This window comes from Polynucleobacter sp. JS-Safj-400b-B2 (assembly GCF_018881975.1).
GTDB lineage: Bacteria > Pseudomonadota > Gammaproteobacteria > Burkholderiales > Burkholderiaceae > Polynucleobacter.
Window position 1 is genome coordinate 74,329 of sequence record NZ_JACVPJ010000009.1, and the last position, 16,460, is coordinate 90,788.

Consider the following 16,460-nt stretch of genomic DNA (forward strand, 5'->3'; position numbering starts at 1 on the left):
AAAACTAAAAAGCCCCGCGGTGTGCGGGGCTTCTAGAAAAATACCCATATAAATCAACAACTTACAGACTAAATGGCGGAAGAGGCGGGATTCGAACCCGCGGTAGGCTATTAACCTACGCACGCTTTCCAGGCGTGTGACTTAAACCGCTCATCCACCCTTCCGTACAGCCTTCAATTATACGATTGCCGAAAGGGTTTCTGCCAAAAGCTGATGCATGCTGCTTATACAGACTCTTTAAGCTGCTCCAAGATGTGTGGATTTTCCAGAGTTGAGGTGTCTTGAGTCACTTCCTCGCCCTTAGCAATCACACGCAAGAGACGGCGCATGATCTTGCCAGAACGGGTCTTAGGCAAGTTATCGCCAAAACGAACATCCTTAGGTTTAGCGATCGGGCCGATCTCCTTGCCTACCCAGTTACGCAGTTCAGTAGCAATCTTCTTGGCATCTTCGCCCGTTGGTCGACCGCCTTTGAGAACCACGAACACGCAAATAGCCTCGCCAGTTAGCTCATCAGGACGACCAACCACTGCCGCTTCAGCAACCAATGGGTTAGCCACTAAGCACGATTCAATTTCCATGGTGCCCATACGGTGACCAGAGACATTCAAGACGTCATCGATACGACCAGTAATAGTGAAGTAGCCAGTCTCTTTGTTACGGATTGCGCCGTCACCTGCCAAATACAAGGTACCGCCCAATTCTTCTGGGAAATACGATTTCACGAAACGATCTGCATCGTTCCAAATCGTGCGAATCATGGAAGGCCATGGACGCTTCACAACCAAGATACCGCCCTGACCATTTGGAACGTCTACACCAGCCTCGTCCACAATCGCCGCCTGAATACCTGGCAATGGCAAGGTGCAGGAACCTGGAATCATTGGGGTTGCGCCCGGCAATGGTGAAATCATGTGACCACCAGTTTCGGTTTGCCAGAAAGTATCTGCAATTGGGCAGTTGGAATTACCAACATGCTCGTAGTACCACATCCATGCTTCTGGATTAATTGGCTCACCAACAGAACCTAAGAGACGCAATGATGACAAATCATAGCTCTTTGGATGGACTGTTGCATCGTTGCTGGATGCTTTAATCAACGAACGAATTGCAGTTGGTGCTGTATAGAAAATAGATGCTTTGTGTTTTTGGATCATGTCCCAGAAACGACCTGCATTTGGATAAGTTGGCACACCTTCAAATACGATCTCTGTAGCGCCGACTGCGAGTGGGCCATACGTAATGTAGGAGTGACCCGTTACCCAACCAATGTCGGCAGTACACCAAAACACATCATTAGGCTTAATATCAAAGGTCCACTTCATTGTGAGAATAGCCCACAAGAGATAGCCGCCCGTGGAGTGCTGCACACCCTTTGGTTTACCGGTTGAACCGGATGTGTAAAGAATAAATAATGGATGCTCAGCACTGACCCACTCTGGCTCGCAGGTCGTTGCTTCATTCGCTACGATTTCTTGCATCCAAACGTCGCGACCAGCCTGCATGGTGACATCAGTGCCAGTACGCTTGCTCACGATCACATGCTTAACTTTAGGGCACTCGCCTGTAGAAAGGGCTTCGTCACAAATCGCTTTTAATGGCAATGCTTTACCACCGCGGAACTGTCCATCAGCAGTAATCACTGCAACTGCACCCACGTCCATGATGCGGTCACGCAAAGCTTGAGCAGAAAATCCACCGAACACTACCGAGTGAATTGCGCCGATACGCGCGCAAGCCTGCATAGCAACAATGCCTTCAATCGTCATGGCCATATAAATAATGACGCTGTCACCAGACTTAACACCCATCTTGCGCAGTGCGTTTGCCATTTTGCAAACGCGCTCCAGCATCTCTTTGTAAGTCACTTTAGTAACGGTGCCGTCATCAGCTTCAAAAATGATGACAGTCTTGTCACCCAAGCCAGCTTCAACCTGGCGATCTAAACAGTTATAGGAAGCATTGGTTGTGCCATCTTCAAACCATTTGTAGAAAGGGGCCTTGGATTCATCCAAAACCTTGGTAAATGGCTTTTTCCAATAGAGGTTCTCTTTAGCAAGACGGCCCCAAAATCCGTCGTAATCAGAATTCGCTTCAGCGCAAAGCTTGTTATAGGCATCCATACCTGGAATTGCCGCACCCTTTACAAAGTCTGCAGGTGGGTTAAAAACGCGGTTTTCTTGCTTTAATGGTTCCATGCTTCACAGCCCTCTATCTAATAATCAATATTCTAAAATCCACAACAAATGCGAGAAAATGTCGCAAAATGACATGTTTACACCCTCAAGACCTTAGAAGATAAGTGAAAACACTGGGGATTTGCTCTATGGCAAACCCTTAAAATAGGGCAAACCTTACTAATAATGTGGAAATAAGCCTAAAACCATGACCAATATTAAACAAAACGACCTTATTCAAAGCGTTGCAGACGCGTTTCAGTTCATCTCCTACTACCACCCAAAGGACTTTATTACTGCCATGGGTAAGGCCTATGAGCTTGAGCAAGGTCACGGCACCAAAGATGCTATTGCCCAAATTTTGACCAATAGTCGGATGTGTGCCGAAGGCCATCGCCCAATGTGCCAAGACACTGGTATTGCAGTGGTATTTTTGAAGATTGGCATGAATGTGCAATGGCCTGATGCAACGATGAGCGTCAGCGATATGGTGAATGAAGGCGTACGTCGCGCTTACCTCAATCCAGACAATATGTTGCGTGCTTCAGTATTGGCTGATCCAGCAGGTAAACGTAAAAATACAGGCGATAACACCCCTGCAGTAATCCACTATGAAATTGTTCCCGGTGATGATGTTGAAGTGATTTGCGCAGCTAAAGGAGGCGGCTCAGAAAACAAAGCGAAGATGGTCATGCTCAACCCTTCCGATTCCATTGTGGATTGGGTTCTCAAGACTGTTCCTACGATGGGTGCAGGCTGGTGCCCTCCCGGCATCCTCGGCATTGGTATTGGTGGCACACCAGAAAAAGCGATGCTGATGGCTAAAGAATCTTTGATGGGTCCAGTAGATATTCAAGAACTCATTGAGCGCGGTCCTAAAACGCGTGCTGAAGAACTGCGTTTAGAGCTCTATGAAAAAGTAAACAAACTGGGTATTGGCGCTCAAGGCCTCGGTGGACTTGCTACAGTGCTGGATGTCAAGATCATGGAATACCCAACTCACGCAGCTTCATTGCCTGTTGCCATGATTCCTAACTGTGCAGCTACACGTCATATACATTTCCATTTACATGGGGATGGCCCAGCTAAGCTAGAAGCCCCTTCCCTCTCCGATTGGCCAGATGTCACCTGGACACCAGATGTTCAAAAATCCAAGCGCGTGAATGTGGATACCCTTACCGCTGAAGAAGTTGCCAGCTGGAAGCCAGGTGAAACTTTATTGCTCAACGGCAAAATCTTGACTGGTCGTGATGCCGCTCATAAGCGCATTGCCGACATGCTCGCCAAGGGCGAAGAACTCCCTGTGAGCTTTAAGAACCGTGTGATTTATTACGTTGGCCCAGTTGATCCAGTACGCGATGAGGCAGTTGGTCCAGCAGGCCCTACTACCGCTACCCGTATGGATAAGTTCACTGAGATGATGCTCGCCAAAACTGGCTTGATTTCCATGATTGGTAAAGCAGAGCGTGGGCCTGAAGCAATTGAAGCTATCAAGAAACATAAATCAGCTTACTTAATGGCTGTTGGTGGCGCTGCTTACTTGGTATCGAAAGCAATTCAAACGTCAAAAGTAGTGGGCTTTGCTGATTTGGGCATGGAAGCTATTTATGAGTTTGACGTGAAAGATATGCCAGTAACTGTTGCGGTAAATTCAGAAGGCATCTCCATGCACAATGAAGGCCCGCGTGAATGGCAAGCCAAGATTGCTGGTATTCCAGTCAAGATTGCTTAATTACTGAATTGTTTAAGCACTTCATCAGCGACTACTGAGCATATATTGGCACTCATCGGGGTTTTCGATTCTGGCGTTGGAGGTTTATCCGTATTGGATGAAGCTCTGCGTCAGCTACCACAGTATGACTACATCTATCTTGCCGATTCAGCTAATGCCCCTTATGGTGAAAAGTCTAGCGAGTGGATTACAGCGCGCAGCCTCGCCATTTGCAAATATTTAGACATCAAGGGATGCGATGCGATAGTAGTTGCTTGTAATACGGCAACTGCTGAAGCGATTCAGCAAATTCGGGAAGCGCTTCCGATTCCGATCATTGGAGTTGAGCCTGGCATTAAGCCAGCAGCAATGCAATCGCAAAATAATATTGTGGGCGTCCTTGCTACTGAGGCAACCCTTAAGAGCGACAAGTTCAATGCCTTACTAAATACCCTGCCAAATGATTGTCAATTCATCATACAAGCAGGCGCAGGGTTAGTTCCGCTTATAGAGTCAGGCGAAGCAGATGGTGAAGAAACCCTAGAGTTATTAGCAAAACATCTTGAGCCTATTCAGGATGGAGGAGCTGACACCCTAGTTCTGGGCTGTACCCACTACCCTTTCTTAAGAAAATCAATCCGCAAACTTCTTGGTGAGTCCATTACGCTAATTGATACTAGTGATGCAGTAGTCAGGCAACTCAAGAGACAAGTTGAGACCTTAAAGAAAGACCGTAGCGAGAAAAATTTTGGATCAGTGCTATTTCTGAGCAGCAAGAATGAAGAGTCATTGCTGTTGATGGCACAAAATTTATTGTCTGCGGATTTAAGCTTACATGCTGTTGAAGCTCGTTTCTTAGGTGAAATGAGATGAGCGCTTTCCTGAAAAAATTGGATGCTTATATTCCGTTCAGTAAAACTGAACGCATCATTATTTGTATCGTGGTGCTTTTACATGCCCTCCCTGCCTTAGAGTTTTTACAATTTAGCAAACGTCCACCGCAAATGGATGATGAGCGTGTCATGGCTAATCTAGTGAGCCCAGAAGCTTCTAAGACACAGCAACCCCCTGCTCCCCCTGCTGCCACTCCGCCAAAACCCAAGGAAGAGAAAAAGGTTCAGGAGAAGCCAAAAGAAAAACCTGCAGAAAAGCCTAGCCCTACTCAGCCGCAGCAGCAGCAAACACAACAAAACCAAGCGCAAAGCAAATCCGAATCCCAGTCACAGTCACAATCACAATCTCAAGCGCAAAATGCATCTGTAGCCCCTGCAACCAGTGGGGGTGCTAGTGGCACACCGATTCAGACTGACATTGGTAAACTGATTGTGGTTTATCAACCTGATGCTGATGCTTACTACCCCTCGTTCTCAAAACGCTCTGGTGAACAAGGTGCAGTTGTAGTGCGCTTAATCATTGATGAAACCGGTAGCGTAGAAGATGTGGCATTGCTGCAGTCAAGCACTTTTCCCAGGCTTGATCGTGCTGCCACAGATATCGGTAAACGTTATCGCTTTAAACCCTATTTAGTAAATGGTTCACCCCAAAGAATTTCCACCAATCTTTTAATTAAATTTAATCTCAAGAATTAATCAATATGAATACACCATTTGGCATTGCAAATCTCTGGCTTGAAGGCGATGCAATTACCCGCTTTGTTGCACTTGCGCTTCTCACCTGCTCTATCGTGACTTGGGTAATCCTGTTGACCCGTCTATGGGATTTGCGCAATCTGCGCAAACTCAAACCAGAGCTAGAGCAATTCTGGCGCGCCACTTCATTTGATCAAGGCTTACAGGCTTTTAGCAATCATGCCGTCAATCCTTATTATCAAATTGCCAAGTCGGCAACTAAGGCATCGGCGCATCATCAAAGCCAATCCACCAATCACCGTGAATTACTACAAACACTGAACTATTCCGAGTGGATGGCTAGAAGCGTAAAAAATAGTGTTGATGCTATTGCTGCGAGCTTGCAAAAAGGCTTGACCTTCTTAGGGTCTACTGGCGCGATCGCCCCGTTTATTGGCTTATTTGGTACCGTATGGGGCATCTACCATGCCTTAATCTCTATCAGCAGCTCTGGCAGCGCTCAAATTGATCAAGTAGCTGGGCCAATTGGTGAAGCGTTGATCATGACTGCACTTGGATTGGCTGTAGCGATCCCGGCCGTTCTTGCCTTTAATGCCATTAACCGCGCTAATAAATTATTTGTTGCTGACCTCAATCGCTTTGGTAATGATCTATTGGCTTATTTTGTGACCGGTGCCCGCATTAACGCTGGGGAATAATTATGTCTTTTCATATTCAAGACGAACCAAACGACGATAGCATCATGTCGGAAATCAACATGACACCCATGGTGGATGTTATGTTGGTGCTATTGATTATTTTCATCATCACCCTACCCGTCATTCAACAAGCAGTGAAGGTAGAGCTACCTAAGGCCAATAGCGTACGCAACGAAGTGAAGCCTGAATCAGTTCAGCTATCGATTGATGCCAATGGTCAAATCTTTTGGAATAGCACTCCCATTGATTTAAAAACCTTTGATGGCTATGCTGAGAAGGCTGCTCAGAAAGATCCACAGCCAGAAATTAATCTGCGTGCTGATAAATCCGTGAAATATGAATATGTTGCGCAGGTGCTTGCAGCCTCACGCCGCGCTGGCTTAACTAAGCTGGGGTTTGTAACTGAACCTAACTAGGTTTAAGCAAGGCTTTTGATTCAATCTTTTATTTGCTTTTATACGGCATTTTAGAAGGCAAGCACGTCTCTTCGCTAGTGTGAGTGCCGTTTCCTATAGTTGCACCTAGGATCCCACCCTGTATCTTCTCGACCTTAATGTATTTTCCAGTGACAGGATCCAGAGTAATGTTGGTTAGCACATTACCTGCGGGATAAGAAACGCCCATGATTTCTTCAGGTTCAAACTTTGCCTCAATTGCAATCAAGATATTGGGGCGCGCAATAATAATGCTCTTAACAACCTGCGTCCCAAATACATCTGAATGATCCAAGTCACGACCATCTAAAAATACCTTTGCCTTTTGGGTGCCCGAAGCAAGGATCATTTTCATCTCATACTCTTCGGTAAAGCCTCTTTCAGAACGCTTGCAATTGAATTCTAAAACGTCAATACCCCACGCAGGAAAGCAAGAAAAGGCCAGGCCAGAGTAAAGTAAAAGTTTAGATAAATTCATTGGTATGAGTGTCTTTGGTGCCCGAGGCCGGAATCGAACCGGCACGACTTTTTTGAGTCGGCAGATTTTAAATCTGCTGTGTCTACCAATTTCACCACTCGGGCCCGCACTAAAAGTAAAGAAGTGCCAAATAAATCAAGACAAGCATAATTTTAGCACGCAAGCCCGCTGCAGACCCTTTCAAACCTATGCCTAGAACCAGACTTGATAAAACAACTAAAATAGGTCCATGAATTTACCGGCAAAATCTTCGGGCATCAGCAAGCTTACGCGGGCTGGTCTATTGCTAATAGGGCTATGCCTTGTGGCTGGTTTAGCCCTTACTGTTGCCTATTTATATTCTGCACAATCCAACATCTCTGGCAAGAGAACCATTAAGAGCATTGGTGACTCTGTTGCCATTACTTTTGATGAAGTGGATATCCCACATATCAAAGCAAAAAGTCAGGCAGACGCCTACTTTGCCCTAGGTTATCTTCATGCTACTGAGCGTTCCTGGCAAATGGAAATGAATCGCCGTCTTGCTAGTGGCCGTCTTTCAGAGATTCTCGGTAACGACACCGTCAAGATTGATCGCTTTATACGCACCCTCGGCATCAAGCGTGCAGCTGAGCGTCAGTTTGATCGCTACCCCGTTGCCGCCAAGCGTCTGCTGCAAGCCTACGCCGATGGCGTTAATGCAGGTAACGCGCAATTGGGATGGGCGTTGCCAATTGAATATTTTTTAACAGGATCAAAACCTGGCCACTGGTCTCCAACAGACAGTGTTGCCTGGATGTTGATGATGGCTTATGACCTTGGGGGAAGTTGGCAAAAAGAATTGCAAAGACTTGAGCTTTCTCAATATCTGACAACCCAAGAAATTTGGGAAGTTGTACCAACCTTTGAACCTGGTGAGCCGGTCAGTAATATGGATTTTTCCAAGCTTTATCGTGATCTCAAGGTCTTTCGCCCCTCTGCAGGTCCAACTGAAGGTAAGCCACAAAATCTTCCCTCTACCGAGCTGAGCCAATGGGAGCAGATGGGCGGCAAGGATGGCATTGGCTCAAACAATTGGGCCCTCAGTGGCAAGCTAAGCGCCACAGGCAAGCCATTGCTGGCCAATGATCCTCACCTGGGACTATCGGCCCCTGCTATTTGGTATTTCGCCCATCTTGAGGCGCCTGGTTTAAATATTATCGGCGGAACATTGCCCGGAATACCGGCTATTATTTTGGGAAGAACTGATAAGTTTGCTTGGAGCTTCACTAATACAGGGCCCGATGTCCAGGATTTATACATCGAGCAAATTGATCCAAAAAATCCAGGAATGTATCGCGGACCAGATGGCCCACTTCCATTCAAAGTTCATCAAGAGATCATTGACATCAAAGGATCTCCGCCCTTCACTTTTCTTGTTAAAGAAACTCGACATGGTCCTGTTATCTCGGACTCTTATGCAAAAGCCAGGCGTACGATTGATACCGATCGTTTTGCACTAGCACTACGCTGGACGGCACTAGATATTGAAAATCAATCTATTGCTGGATTGCTAGATATGAATCGCGCCACCGATCTTGAGCAATTTAAGCAGGGCCTACATAAAAATTATGCGCCGATGCAAAACGTCGTGATGGCAGATAGCGAAGGCAATATTGCGTATCAAGCAGCTGGAGTTGCGCCCAAAAGAATTTTGCATCAAGGCTTATATGGCGTAGCACCGGCACCAGGTTGGGAACGTCAATACGATTGGAATGGTTACGTCCCTTTTGAACAGCTCCCTGCCAGCAATAATCCCGAGCAAGGCTGGATTGCAACTGCCAATCAAAGAATCATTGCAGCGAATGATCCCAATCCGCTAACGGGTGATTGGGAACTACCAACGCGCTATGACCGCATCGTTGATCTCATTAAATCTAAAAACATCCACTCTGTAGATGATATGAAAACCATGCAGGGAGATACCCTATCGCTTGCCGCTACACCACTACTAGAGCTCTTTAAGTCCAGCCAATCGTCCCATCCTTTAAGTGCAAAAGCAATGGAAATTGGCAGAGGTTTTGATGGCGATATGAAATTAGACAGCGCAGGCGCACTGATTTTTAATGCCTGGGCTGATCAACTCACCCGCATTCTGTTCTCAAGATTAAGCTACCTTTTTTCTGACAATTATGGCTCTCGTAATTACCGCATGCCACTAATTATTCAGGTTCAAAATCCCAATAGCCCATGGTGCGACGATCCTAAAACAGAACAAGTTGAATCATGTCAAGATTCATCAAATAAAGCACTTGATAAGGCGCTGGAATATTTAAGCAAGGAATATGGCAACGATCCTAAATCTTGGGCTTGGGGCAAGGCACATATCGCCATTTCCGAACATCGCCCATTCAGTAAAGTGCCATTGCTCGGAAGTGTATTTAATATCCGCACCCCCTTCCCTGGCGACAGCTTTTCAATCAATGTTGGTAGGCTTGAACTTGCGCAATCCAAAAACCCTTATCAGACACTTCAGGCCCCTAGTTTGCGCACAGTTTATGACTTATCTGACCTCGAAAAATCCCTCTTTATTTATCAGACAGGTCAATCTGGATGGGTACAAAGCAAGCTATATCGCAACATGAACTCTTTATGGGCTAACAATGAATATCTACCCTTGCGCATGAAATCTGAGAACGTGAATCGTCAGCTTGAGCTGAGCAATAAGTAAACCTTAGTAAATATTGCTAAAGATGGCAAAAATATCATCCCATCGGTCTGTGATGGGTAAAATGAAGCAATATTGTTACCAGAAAATTTAAGGACTATTTAAATGAAAAAAACTTCTATTCTTTTGTTGAGCGCTGCATTACTATGCTCTGGTAATGCCCTGGCAGAATGGCAGGAAGTTGGTAAGACTGATCTATTTACACTTTACGTAGATCCTGCAACTATTCAAACTCAGGGCAACCTGTCTCAGATCATGTCGATGCTGGACTTTAAAAAACCCGCTCAAAATCCAACAACCAAAGAAAATGCAAGCTCTATTATTGGCCTCAATGAATATGAATGCGGCACTGTGAAATATCGACCGATTGAATTTAAAGTTTTTTCCGGAAATATGGGTAAAGGCAAAGTTGTTGAACAACAGAAAACGCCAAATAGCTCTTTTGAAACGATTGAAAATGGCTCTTGGCCAGCCGGTGTCTATAACGTTGCCTGCAGCGGCAAGTAAAGCGAACCTTTTGACGCTGAATACCTTTAGGTTCTCAGCGCTTGCTTTAACTCTTTGCATAGTTAATGGTTGCGCAGCGCCACTTGCTGCGCTCACTACTTCGAGCACTGCAGCGGCGAGTAGTATTGGAACAGTCGCAGTCGCCAACCCGGGCACTGCAGCAAGCTTGGCTTCTTCAGCTGCCACAGGCAAATCTCCTCTAGAACACGCGGCTTCAGCTGCTACCAAAAAGGAGTGCAGCTTCTTTAATTTCATTGACTCCAAACCAATTTGTATCGAGATAGTGCTTCCACCTGTCACCGACAGGAGCGAACCACTACTAGGGTCTACAGAAGCTCCAAGAAAGTCTGCTCAGCAATAGACTTATTGCCTTACTCGTAAATAAGGGCGATAACAGTCTAAAATCGACCTTTTACACGCAATCATTGAACGCTTTCATATGTCCACAGAAAACTACTACCTCACGCTTACCTGTCCCAATAAACCCGGCATTGTGGCTGCGGTTTCTACCTATATATTTGAACTTGGTGGTGATATCGAAGAGGCGCAGCAGTTTGATGACAAAGCATCTAAACGCTTTTTTATGCGCGTCAGCTTTAGTTGCCCTGCAAACGTAGACTCTTTAAGGACTGGCTTTCTGGAAATTGCGAAGCGCTTTGAGCTTACGTGGGAATTGCGTGCAGTAAAAGATCTCAAGCGAGTCCTGATTATGGCTTCTAAGCTAGATCATTGCTTAGTTGATTTACTTTACCGTTGGCGCATCGGTGAATTGCCTATGATTATTTGCGGTATCGTTTCTAATCATCCGCGTGAAGTTTATGCCAGCATTGATTTTGCAGATATTCCGTTCTATCACCTGCCAGTTACACCGGATACTAAGCCAGCACAAGAAGCTAGACTTCTGGAAATCGTTGCAGAGTCTAAGGTAGACATGGTGATTCTGGCGCGCTACATGCAAATCTTGTCCGATGATTTATCAACCAAGCTTTCTGGACGCTGCATCAACGTGCACCATTCATTCTTGCCAAGCTTTAAAGGCGCTAAACCTTATCACCAAGCACATGCTCGCGGGATTAAATTGATTGGCGCTACCGCCCATTTTGTTACCAGTGATTTGGATGAAGGTCCGATCATTGAGCAAGACGTTACTCGCGTTACCCATGGCGATACCCCAGATGATTTGGTGCGTAAGGGTCGTGATTTAGAGCGCACGGTTCTTTCAAGAGCCTTACGCTACTACCTGCACGATCGCGTTCTCATCAATAGCGCAACTTCTGTAGTTTTCTCTGACTAATTAGCGTATTACTATTGATTAAGGCCTGACCCCTGGAGACTCCAGGGGCATACCTCTGGCACGCCACATTAGAAACAACTCTAGTTGAGCCATTTCTGGTGAGCCATATTCAAATTGTTGAGCTCTCACACCACTCATGCAATTGCGCAGACGACGTTGCAATGAACCTAAGGTTTGCCACTCCAGTCGATAAATAGGATAGGCATTGGGATGTCCTTGCGGTATTGGGCTACCGCCTAACTTCAGCCCTGCCCGGTCCTCATGGCATTGTGCACAAGATAAATTGAGCTGCCCCATACGTTCATTAAACGACTCACGACCTTTTTTTAAAAAAGCAGTATTGGCCGGGGTTTCACTTACAGAAATTGGCATTCCTTTTGATTGAAAAGCGATCAATGCTGTTAATGCAAGCAGGTCTTTACTCTCATACGCCAACGGCGGAGAAGATTGATTACCCACTCGGCATTGATTGATCTGTCCCTCTAAGGTCTGGAGCTTACCTTTAATTACCTTAGGAAACTGAGTTGCTACACCACGCATTGAATTTTTAGGATCACCATGGCAGCTGCTACAGGCTTTATTTTGAGGACCCATTTTCTGTTGCCACAATGTTTCACCATCACCCACCCAAAACATAGCGGGGTTTAATGATGGGTCATCCTGCATTACCTTATTCTCTGCAGACATCAACTCATAACTCGATTGTTGACGTGGGGAAGCCGCACTTGCTACCCCAACACTAAAGAGGCTAATCAGTATTAGATAAATACTGCTCAGGAATAATAAGGTTTGCTTGTTCACGTAACAGTAATGCGGGCCTGATTCACTGCCTCATATCCGTCATCCCCTGCCCATTTAAACTCTAGGGTTCCATTCTCCACAGCAATAGTGGTAAAGATGATTAAGGGATTTGCGCCTATACCTGAGTAGAAGTCTGCTTTAAACACTTCAATATTGTTATAGGTACAAGTAAAAGTGCGAATAATATCGCGCGGAATGAGTTTGCCACCTTCGGTATAACGAAAACCAGATTCCATATCATGTTGCGCAATTGCACGGATCTCAATAATAGAATCTTTTTTTGCTGTCGCAGGCATGGTGATCGATGTACGTGATGTTTTACTCATACCATCTCCGTACATGCTGAAAGGGTTACCAAAGTTTCTGCAGAGCCCTGCCAAAAACTTCCATTACTCATCTGCGCAATAGCCCAGACTTTCTGACTATCAGCCAAGCGAACGCGAGTTGTGATGTTGGCAGTGCCAGATCTTGGGCTGAGGTAGACGGTAAAAATATTAGGCAAAGGATTTCCCTCGGCAATCACGTGAATAGTCTTTACATAATCATTGGCTGTCATTGGGCTATCTACACGAACCTTGAGAACGACTAAGTTTCCATTCTCTACCAGCGGCGGTATGGTTAGGGTCACTTTACCTTCACGGATAGAAGCGCCACCAGTAATCTTTTTAATCGCCTCATCAGCCTCTTCTTTTTTAGCAAAGGCTGTTATCGGATTTAAGCAAAACCCCAAGGCTATTAATCCGAGACCTTGCATTTGCTTGAGCCAATGTCGACGATGGTTATGGATAATTTTCTTCATCTGGATTTCGGTTAATTTGAATTATTTAAAGTCATTAAGAAGGCCACAACATCCTCTATCTCTTGGCCGTTCAAAATCGTTTGGCCCACAAATTTTGGAGCCACTCGATTGAGGTGACTCATTTGATAATAAGCAGGCATGATGGTCTGCGGATTGAAATATGCTGCATTGACGATTCGAGCCCTTAATTGAGGTGCATTTAAACGTGCAACACTCGCTTTAAGCTCAGGCGCCAGATTCCCCTGAAAACGCTCCTCTGGAAATGGTCCGTTATGACACAACAAGCATAGTCCCGTCTGACGACTCACCACAATTGCCCTGCCTCGCACTGGATTGCCTGGCTGCGCAGAAAGGGATTCGAATATCGAATCCCCCTTGATTACTTGTGCATTTGCGGCGTTGAAATTGAGGAAGACTAGCAATAAAGACGCTAGTGCAATCCCCTTTTTCATCGATACAGTTTCACTATGAGCTAACTATTAAACCAACTTGATGCCGCTGTTTTTCAATGGCACAGTGCGCAAGCGTTTACCTGTTGCCCGATAGAATGCATTCAGTACTGCTGGCGCAGCCACCGCAATCGTTGGCTCACCAACACCGCCCCACTCTTTGCCGCCACCTTGAATAATGATAGTTTCCACTTTTGGCATTTGAGAAAGGCGAATCGAGTTAAAGGTGTCAAAGTTCTTCTGAACAACAGCGCCTTTTTCGATCGTGATCTCCTCTTCGAATAAAGCGGATAAGCCATAAACAAAAGAACCAGCAACTTGACGCTCGATTTGCGCTGGATTCACCGCATAACCTGGATCGGTTGCTGCTACGATGCGATGAATTTTCACGTCAGTACCATTTGTAACTGAAAGTTCGCAAGCGGCAGCTACATAGCTTCCATAGGAATGCATCTGTGCGACACCACGAAAAACTCCAGGCGCTGCTGGCTTAGTCCAGCCAATGCCATCTGCCACAGCATTAAGAACGGCTACAGCACGTGGGTAATCCTGCATATGCTGCCTACGGAACTCTACAGCATCCTTACCGGTAGCTTCTGCTAACTCATCCATAAATGTTTCTAAGAAGATAGCATTTTGATTGACGTTCACACCACGCCAGAAGCCTGGAGGGACATGAGTATTACGCATAGCATGGTCAATATTTAAATTCGGGAATTTATAAGTAATGCCGTGTTCACCAGTCTCGTCTACACCTTGAAACGCTGCAGGATCTTTGCCCTTATTCGAAGCCACCACTGCTGGACGAACTGCAGCCAGAATGGATTGCCCAGATAAACGCATATTTAAACCGGTCACATTTTTCTTATCGTCAATGGATGCAGACATCTTGCACATCATCACCGGGTGATAGTGATCATGCGTCATATCCTCTTCACGAGTCCAAATCAACTTGATAGGTGTACCCGGCATTTGCTTTGCAATATTTACCGCCTGAGTTGTGAAGTCCTGAAAGGCGCCACGACGACCAAAGCCTCCACCAAGGTTGACTTTGTAGACATTACATTTTTCAGCAGGCAAACCAGCTGCCGCTATCAAGGCCGCCAATGATGCTTCGCCATCCTGGGTTGGAACCCATGCTTCACACATCTCTGGAGTCCACTTTGCAGTTGCAGTTTGTGGCTCCAAGGTTGCGTGACTCAAAAATGGATAGAAATACGTTGCCTCCATTGTTTTAGAGGCGCTAGCAAAAGCAGCTTTTACATCACCATTAGCGCTTCCAACAAAAGCGTCATTTGCTGTCAAACCTTCTTCTAGATTTTTCTTAATAGATGCGCTCGAAACGGTAGCATTTACTCCCTCATCCCAAGTAATGTTTACCTGTTCAAGACCAGTTTTAGCATGCCAGAAAGTATCAGCAATAACGGCAACAGCGTTATCACCTACTTGCACTACCTTCTTAACGCCCTTAACATTCATTGCTTTTGCAGAATCGTAAGTCTTAACCTTGCCGCCAAATACCGGGCACTGTTTGATTGTTGCAACTAACATGCCAGGCATCTTCAAATCAATTGCGTAAACCTGACGGCCCGTTACCTTATCAGCAACACCATCAATACGATTAACCGACTTGCCAATCAGAGTCCATTCTTTAGGATCTTTTAGTGGAACTTCTTTTGGCACTTCTAACTGTGATGCAGCAACAGAAACTTTACCGAAAGTCGTTTTCTTGCCAGATGGTGTGTGTGTAATCACGCTGTTCATGGCAACACACTCTGAGGCCGGTACATTCCATTGATTAGCGGCAGCCTGAACAAGCATCATGCGGGCAGCGGCACCACCTTTACGAACATATTGCTCAGAAGTTCGAATACCACGACTTCCGCCAGTGGAATAGCTACCCCAAGCCGCCTTACGCGCCAAGCTTTCAGCAGGAGATGGATATTCATAGCTTACTTTTTTCCAGTCGCATTGGAGTTCTTCAGCAACCATCTGAGCCAAACCAGTGATAGTTCCTTGGCCCATTTCTGAGCGAACGATACGTACAACAACATCATCATTTGGCTTAACCACAACCCACACACCAATCTCTGGAGTGGCCAATGGAGTCATGGCAGTTGTGCCAGTACCCATAGCTGCATGTGCAGCAGACATAAATGAAAGATCAAAGCCAATCGCTAGGCCAGCTGCAATTGCACTGGAACCAATAATAAAGTGGCGGCGGGAAGTATTTGTATTTGTAGTCATGTCTTTCCCCTTAAGCCTTGCTAGCCGCATGAATTGCTGCACGGACTTGCTGGAATGTGCCACAGCGGCAGATATTAGTAATGGATTCATCGATTTGAGCATCGGTGGGCTTTGGATTGTTTCTGAGCAAAGCAGTGGTTGCCATCACAATGCCTGATTGACAGTAGCCGCACTGAGGCACTTGATTGTCAACCCAAGCTTTTTGCACTTTAGAAAGTTGACCGCTCTTCTCCAGGCTTTCAATCGTTTCAATCTTTTTGCCCTCTGCTGCAGCAACTGGAATTGAACAGCTACGAATGGCTTGGCCTTCGAACAAAACTGTACAGGCGCCACATTGACCAACACCACAACCGTATTTAGTGCCAGTTAAGCCAACTTGCTCGCGGATTACCCAAAGCAATGGGGTCTCGGGATCTACATCTACCTTGTACTTTTTGCCGTTGACATTCAATTCAGCCATGCATTCTCTCCTGTATTTTCTTAATTACTTCTTTTATTGTTTCAGGGATATAGATATACCCCTGGTTTCGGTGTGTTTATCTTAACCAAGAATTGATATATTGCGATGCAACATAAATCCCGGGCTGTAA

The 16,460-nt window shown here is 45.7% G+C and carries 17 protein-coding genes and 2 tRNA genes; 9 read left to right on the forward strand and 10 right to left on the reverse strand.

What is annotated here, in order from left to right:
- Window positions 1-73: 73 nt before the first annotated feature.
- Window positions 74-164: transfer RNA gene (locus ICN48_RS10260), tRNA-Ser, on the reverse strand.
- 60 nt (window positions 165-224) lie between these two features.
- A complete protein-coding gene (acs, locus tag ICN48_RS10265) occupies window positions 225-2,198 on the reverse strand; it encodes an acetate--CoA ligase (RefSeq protein ID WP_216153591.1) in 1,974 nt (657 codons plus the stop codon).
- A 187-nt stretch (window positions 2,199-2,385) separates the two neighbouring features.
- On the opposite strand from acs, the gene ICN48_RS10270 reads away from it, so the two are divergent.
- Genes ICN48_RS10270 through ICN48_RS10290 form a run of 5 tightly spaced genes read left to right on the forward strand, consistent with a single transcriptional unit; the run spans window position 2,386 to window position 6,591 of the window.
- Window positions 2,386-3,909, forward strand: coding sequence for a fumarate hydratase (locus ICN48_RS10270; RefSeq protein ID WP_216153592.1), 1,524 nt, complete (start codon window positions 2,386-2,388; stop codon window positions 3,907-3,909).
- A 45-nt stretch (window positions 3,910-3,954) separates the two neighbouring features.
- Complete coding sequence (gene murI, locus ICN48_RS10275; RefSeq protein ID WP_216153593.1) at window positions 3,955-4,761, forward strand: glutamate racemase; 807 nt, start codon at window positions 3,955-3,957, stop codon at window positions 4,759-4,761.
- The gene (locus tag ICN48_RS10280; protein ID WP_216153594.1) at window positions 4,758-5,477 is read left to right on the forward strand and encodes an energy transducer TonB; all 720 of its coding nucleotides are present in this window, start codon (window positions 4,758-4,760) and stop codon (window positions 5,475-5,477) included. The genes murI and ICN48_RS10280 overlap by 4 nt, the downstream gene beginning before the upstream one ends.
- 5 nt (window positions 5,478-5,482) lie before the next feature.
- On the forward strand, window positions 5,483-6,175 hold the full coding sequence (locus ICN48_RS10285) for a MotA/TolQ/ExbB proton channel family protein (RefSeq protein WP_216153595.1): 693 nt from the start codon (window positions 5,483-5,485) through the stop codon (window positions 6,173-6,175).
- A 2-nt stretch (window positions 6,176-6,177) separates the two neighbouring features.
- Entirely contained in the window at window positions 6,178-6,591 is a 414-nt protein-coding gene (locus ICN48_RS10290; protein ID WP_216153596.1) for a biopolymer transporter ExbD, read from the forward strand.
- A gap of 28 nt (window positions 6,592-6,619) precedes the next feature.
- Here the strand turns inward: ICN48_RS10290 and ICN48_RS10295 are convergent, their stop codons facing one another.
- Both ICN48_RS10295 and ICN48_RS10300 read right to left on the reverse strand, forming a co-directional pair.
- Entirely contained in the window at window positions 6,620-6,964 is a 345-nt protein-coding gene (locus ICN48_RS10295) for a hypothetical protein (protein ID WP_216153597.1), read from the reverse strand.
- A gap of 138 nt (window positions 6,965-7,102) precedes the next feature.
- A tRNA-Leu gene (locus ICN48_RS10300) sits at window positions 7,103-7,191 on the reverse strand.
- A 125-nt stretch (window positions 7,192-7,316) separates the two neighbouring features.
- Here ICN48_RS10300 and ICN48_RS10305 point away from each other — a divergent pair.
- From ICN48_RS10305 to purU, 4 genes are all read left to right on the forward strand, one after another.
- A complete protein-coding gene (locus tag ICN48_RS10305; protein WP_216153598.1) occupies window positions 7,317-9,776 on the forward strand; it encodes a penicillin acylase family protein in 2,460 nt (819 codons plus the stop codon).
- A gap of 102 nt (window positions 9,777-9,878) precedes the next feature.
- On the forward strand, window positions 9,879-10,280 hold the full coding sequence (locus tag ICN48_RS10310) for a surface-adhesin E family protein (protein WP_216153599.1): 402 nt from the start codon (window positions 9,879-9,881) through the stop codon (window positions 10,278-10,280).
- Between the two features lie 10 nt (window positions 10,281-10,290).
- Entirely contained in the window at window positions 10,291-10,641 is a 351-nt protein-coding gene (locus ICN48_RS10315) for a hypothetical protein (RefSeq protein ID WP_216153600.1), read from the forward strand.
- 78 nt (window positions 10,642-10,719) lie between these two features.
- Window positions 10,720-11,574 (forward strand): formyltetrahydrofolate deformylase, encoded by an 855-nt coding sequence (gene purU / locus ICN48_RS10320; protein ID WP_216153601.1) that lies wholly within the window; start codon window positions 10,720-10,722, stop codon window positions 11,572-11,574.
- Between the two features lie 18 nt (window positions 11,575-11,592).
- Here purU and soxA read toward each other — a convergent pair whose 3' ends face one another.
- The 6 genes from soxA to ICN48_RS10350 are packed head-to-tail and all read right to left on the reverse strand — an operon-like array spanning window position 11,593 to window position 16,330.
- On the reverse strand, window positions 11,593-12,375 hold the full coding sequence (gene soxA, locus ICN48_RS10325) for a sulfur oxidation c-type cytochrome SoxA (RefSeq protein WP_370624205.1): 783 nt from the start codon (window positions 12,373-12,375) through the stop codon (window positions 11,593-11,595).
- Window positions 12,372-12,701 carry a thiosulfate oxidation carrier complex protein SoxZ gene (locus ICN48_RS10330; RefSeq protein WP_216153602.1) on the reverse strand — a complete coding sequence of 110 codons (330 nt, stop codon included), beginning with the start codon at window positions 12,699-12,701 and terminating at the stop codon, window positions 12,372-12,374. The genes soxA and ICN48_RS10330 overlap by 4 nt, the downstream gene beginning before the upstream one ends.
- Window positions 12,698-13,174, reverse strand: a complete 477-nt coding sequence (locus tag ICN48_RS10335) for a SoxY-related AACIE arm protein (RefSeq protein WP_216153603.1) — start codon at window positions 13,172-13,174, stop codon at window positions 12,698-12,700. The genes ICN48_RS10330 and ICN48_RS10335 overlap by 4 nt, the downstream gene beginning before the upstream one ends.
- Window positions 13,175-13,185: 11 nt before the next feature.
- Complete coding sequence (gene soxX / locus ICN48_RS10340; protein WP_216153604.1) at window positions 13,186-13,626, reverse strand: sulfur oxidation c-type cytochrome SoxX; 441 nt, start codon at window positions 13,624-13,626, stop codon at window positions 13,186-13,188.
- 27 nt (window positions 13,627-13,653) lie between these two features.
- Complete coding sequence (locus ICN48_RS10345) at window positions 13,654-15,870, reverse strand: molybdopterin cofactor-binding domain-containing protein (protein ID WP_216153605.1); 2,217 nt, start codon at window positions 15,868-15,870, stop codon at window positions 13,654-13,656.
- A 10-nt stretch (window positions 15,871-15,880) separates the two neighbouring features.
- Window positions 15,881-16,330: a (2Fe-2S)-binding protein gene (locus tag ICN48_RS10350; RefSeq protein WP_216153606.1), complete on the reverse strand. Its 450-nt coding sequence runs from the start codon at window positions 16,328-16,330 to the stop codon at window positions 15,881-15,883.
- Between the last annotated feature and the right edge of the window lie 130 nt (window positions 16,331-16,460).

Excerpts from the sequence above, each read along its gene's own strand:
- ICN48_RS10290 (WP_216153596.1), top strand. The coding sequence starts at position 6,178 with ATGTCTTTTCATATTCAAGACGAACCAAACGACGATAGCATCATGTCG.
- ICN48_RS10350 (WP_216153606.1), bottom strand. The coding sequence starts at position 16,330 with ATGGCTGAATTGAATGTCAACGGCAAAAAGTACAAGGTAGATGTAGAT.
- ICN48_RS10345 (WP_216153605.1), bottom strand. The coding sequence starts at position 15,870 with ATGACTACAAATACAAATACTTCCCGCCGCCACTTTATTATTGGTTCC.
- ICN48_RS10310 (WP_216153599.1), top strand. The coding sequence starts at position 9,879 with ATGAAAAAAACTTCTATTCTTTTGTTGAGCGCTGCATTACTATGCTCT.
- ICN48_RS10305 (WP_216153598.1), top strand. The coding sequence starts at position 7,317 with ATGAATTTACCGGCAAAATCTTCGGGCATCAGCAAGCTTACGCGGGCT.
- purU (WP_216153601.1), top strand. The coding sequence starts at position 10,720 with ATGTCCACAGAAAACTACTACCTCACGCTTACCTGTCCCAATAAACCC.
- ICN48_RS10270 (WP_216153592.1), top strand. The coding sequence starts at position 2,386 with ATGACCAATATTAAACAAAACGACCTTATTCAAAGCGTTGCAGACGCG.
- ICN48_RS10280 (WP_216153594.1), top strand. The coding sequence starts at position 4,758 with ATGAGCGCTTTCCTGAAAAAATTGGATGCTTATATTCCGTTCAGTAAA.
- acs (WP_216153591.1), bottom strand. The coding sequence starts at position 2,198 with ATGGAACCATTAAAGCAAGAAAACCGCGTTTTTAACCCACCTGCAGAC.
- soxX (WP_216153604.1), bottom strand. The coding sequence starts at position 13,626 with ATGAAAAAGGGGATTGCACTAGCGTCTTTATTGCTAGTCTTCCTCAAT.
- ICN48_RS10330 (WP_216153602.1), bottom strand. The coding sequence starts at position 12,701 with ATGAGTAAAACATCACGTACATCGATCACCATGCCTGCGACAGCAAAA.
- ICN48_RS10335 (WP_216153603.1), bottom strand. The coding sequence starts at position 13,174 with ATGAAGAAAATTATCCATAACCATCGTCGACATTGGCTCAAGCAAATG.
- ICN48_RS10285 (WP_216153595.1), top strand. The coding sequence starts at position 5,483 with ATGAATACACCATTTGGCATTGCAAATCTCTGGCTTGAAGGCGATGCA.
- ICN48_RS10295 (WP_216153597.1), bottom strand. The coding sequence starts at position 6,964 with ATGAAAATGATCCTTGCTTCGGGCACCCAAAAGGCAAAGGTATTTTTA.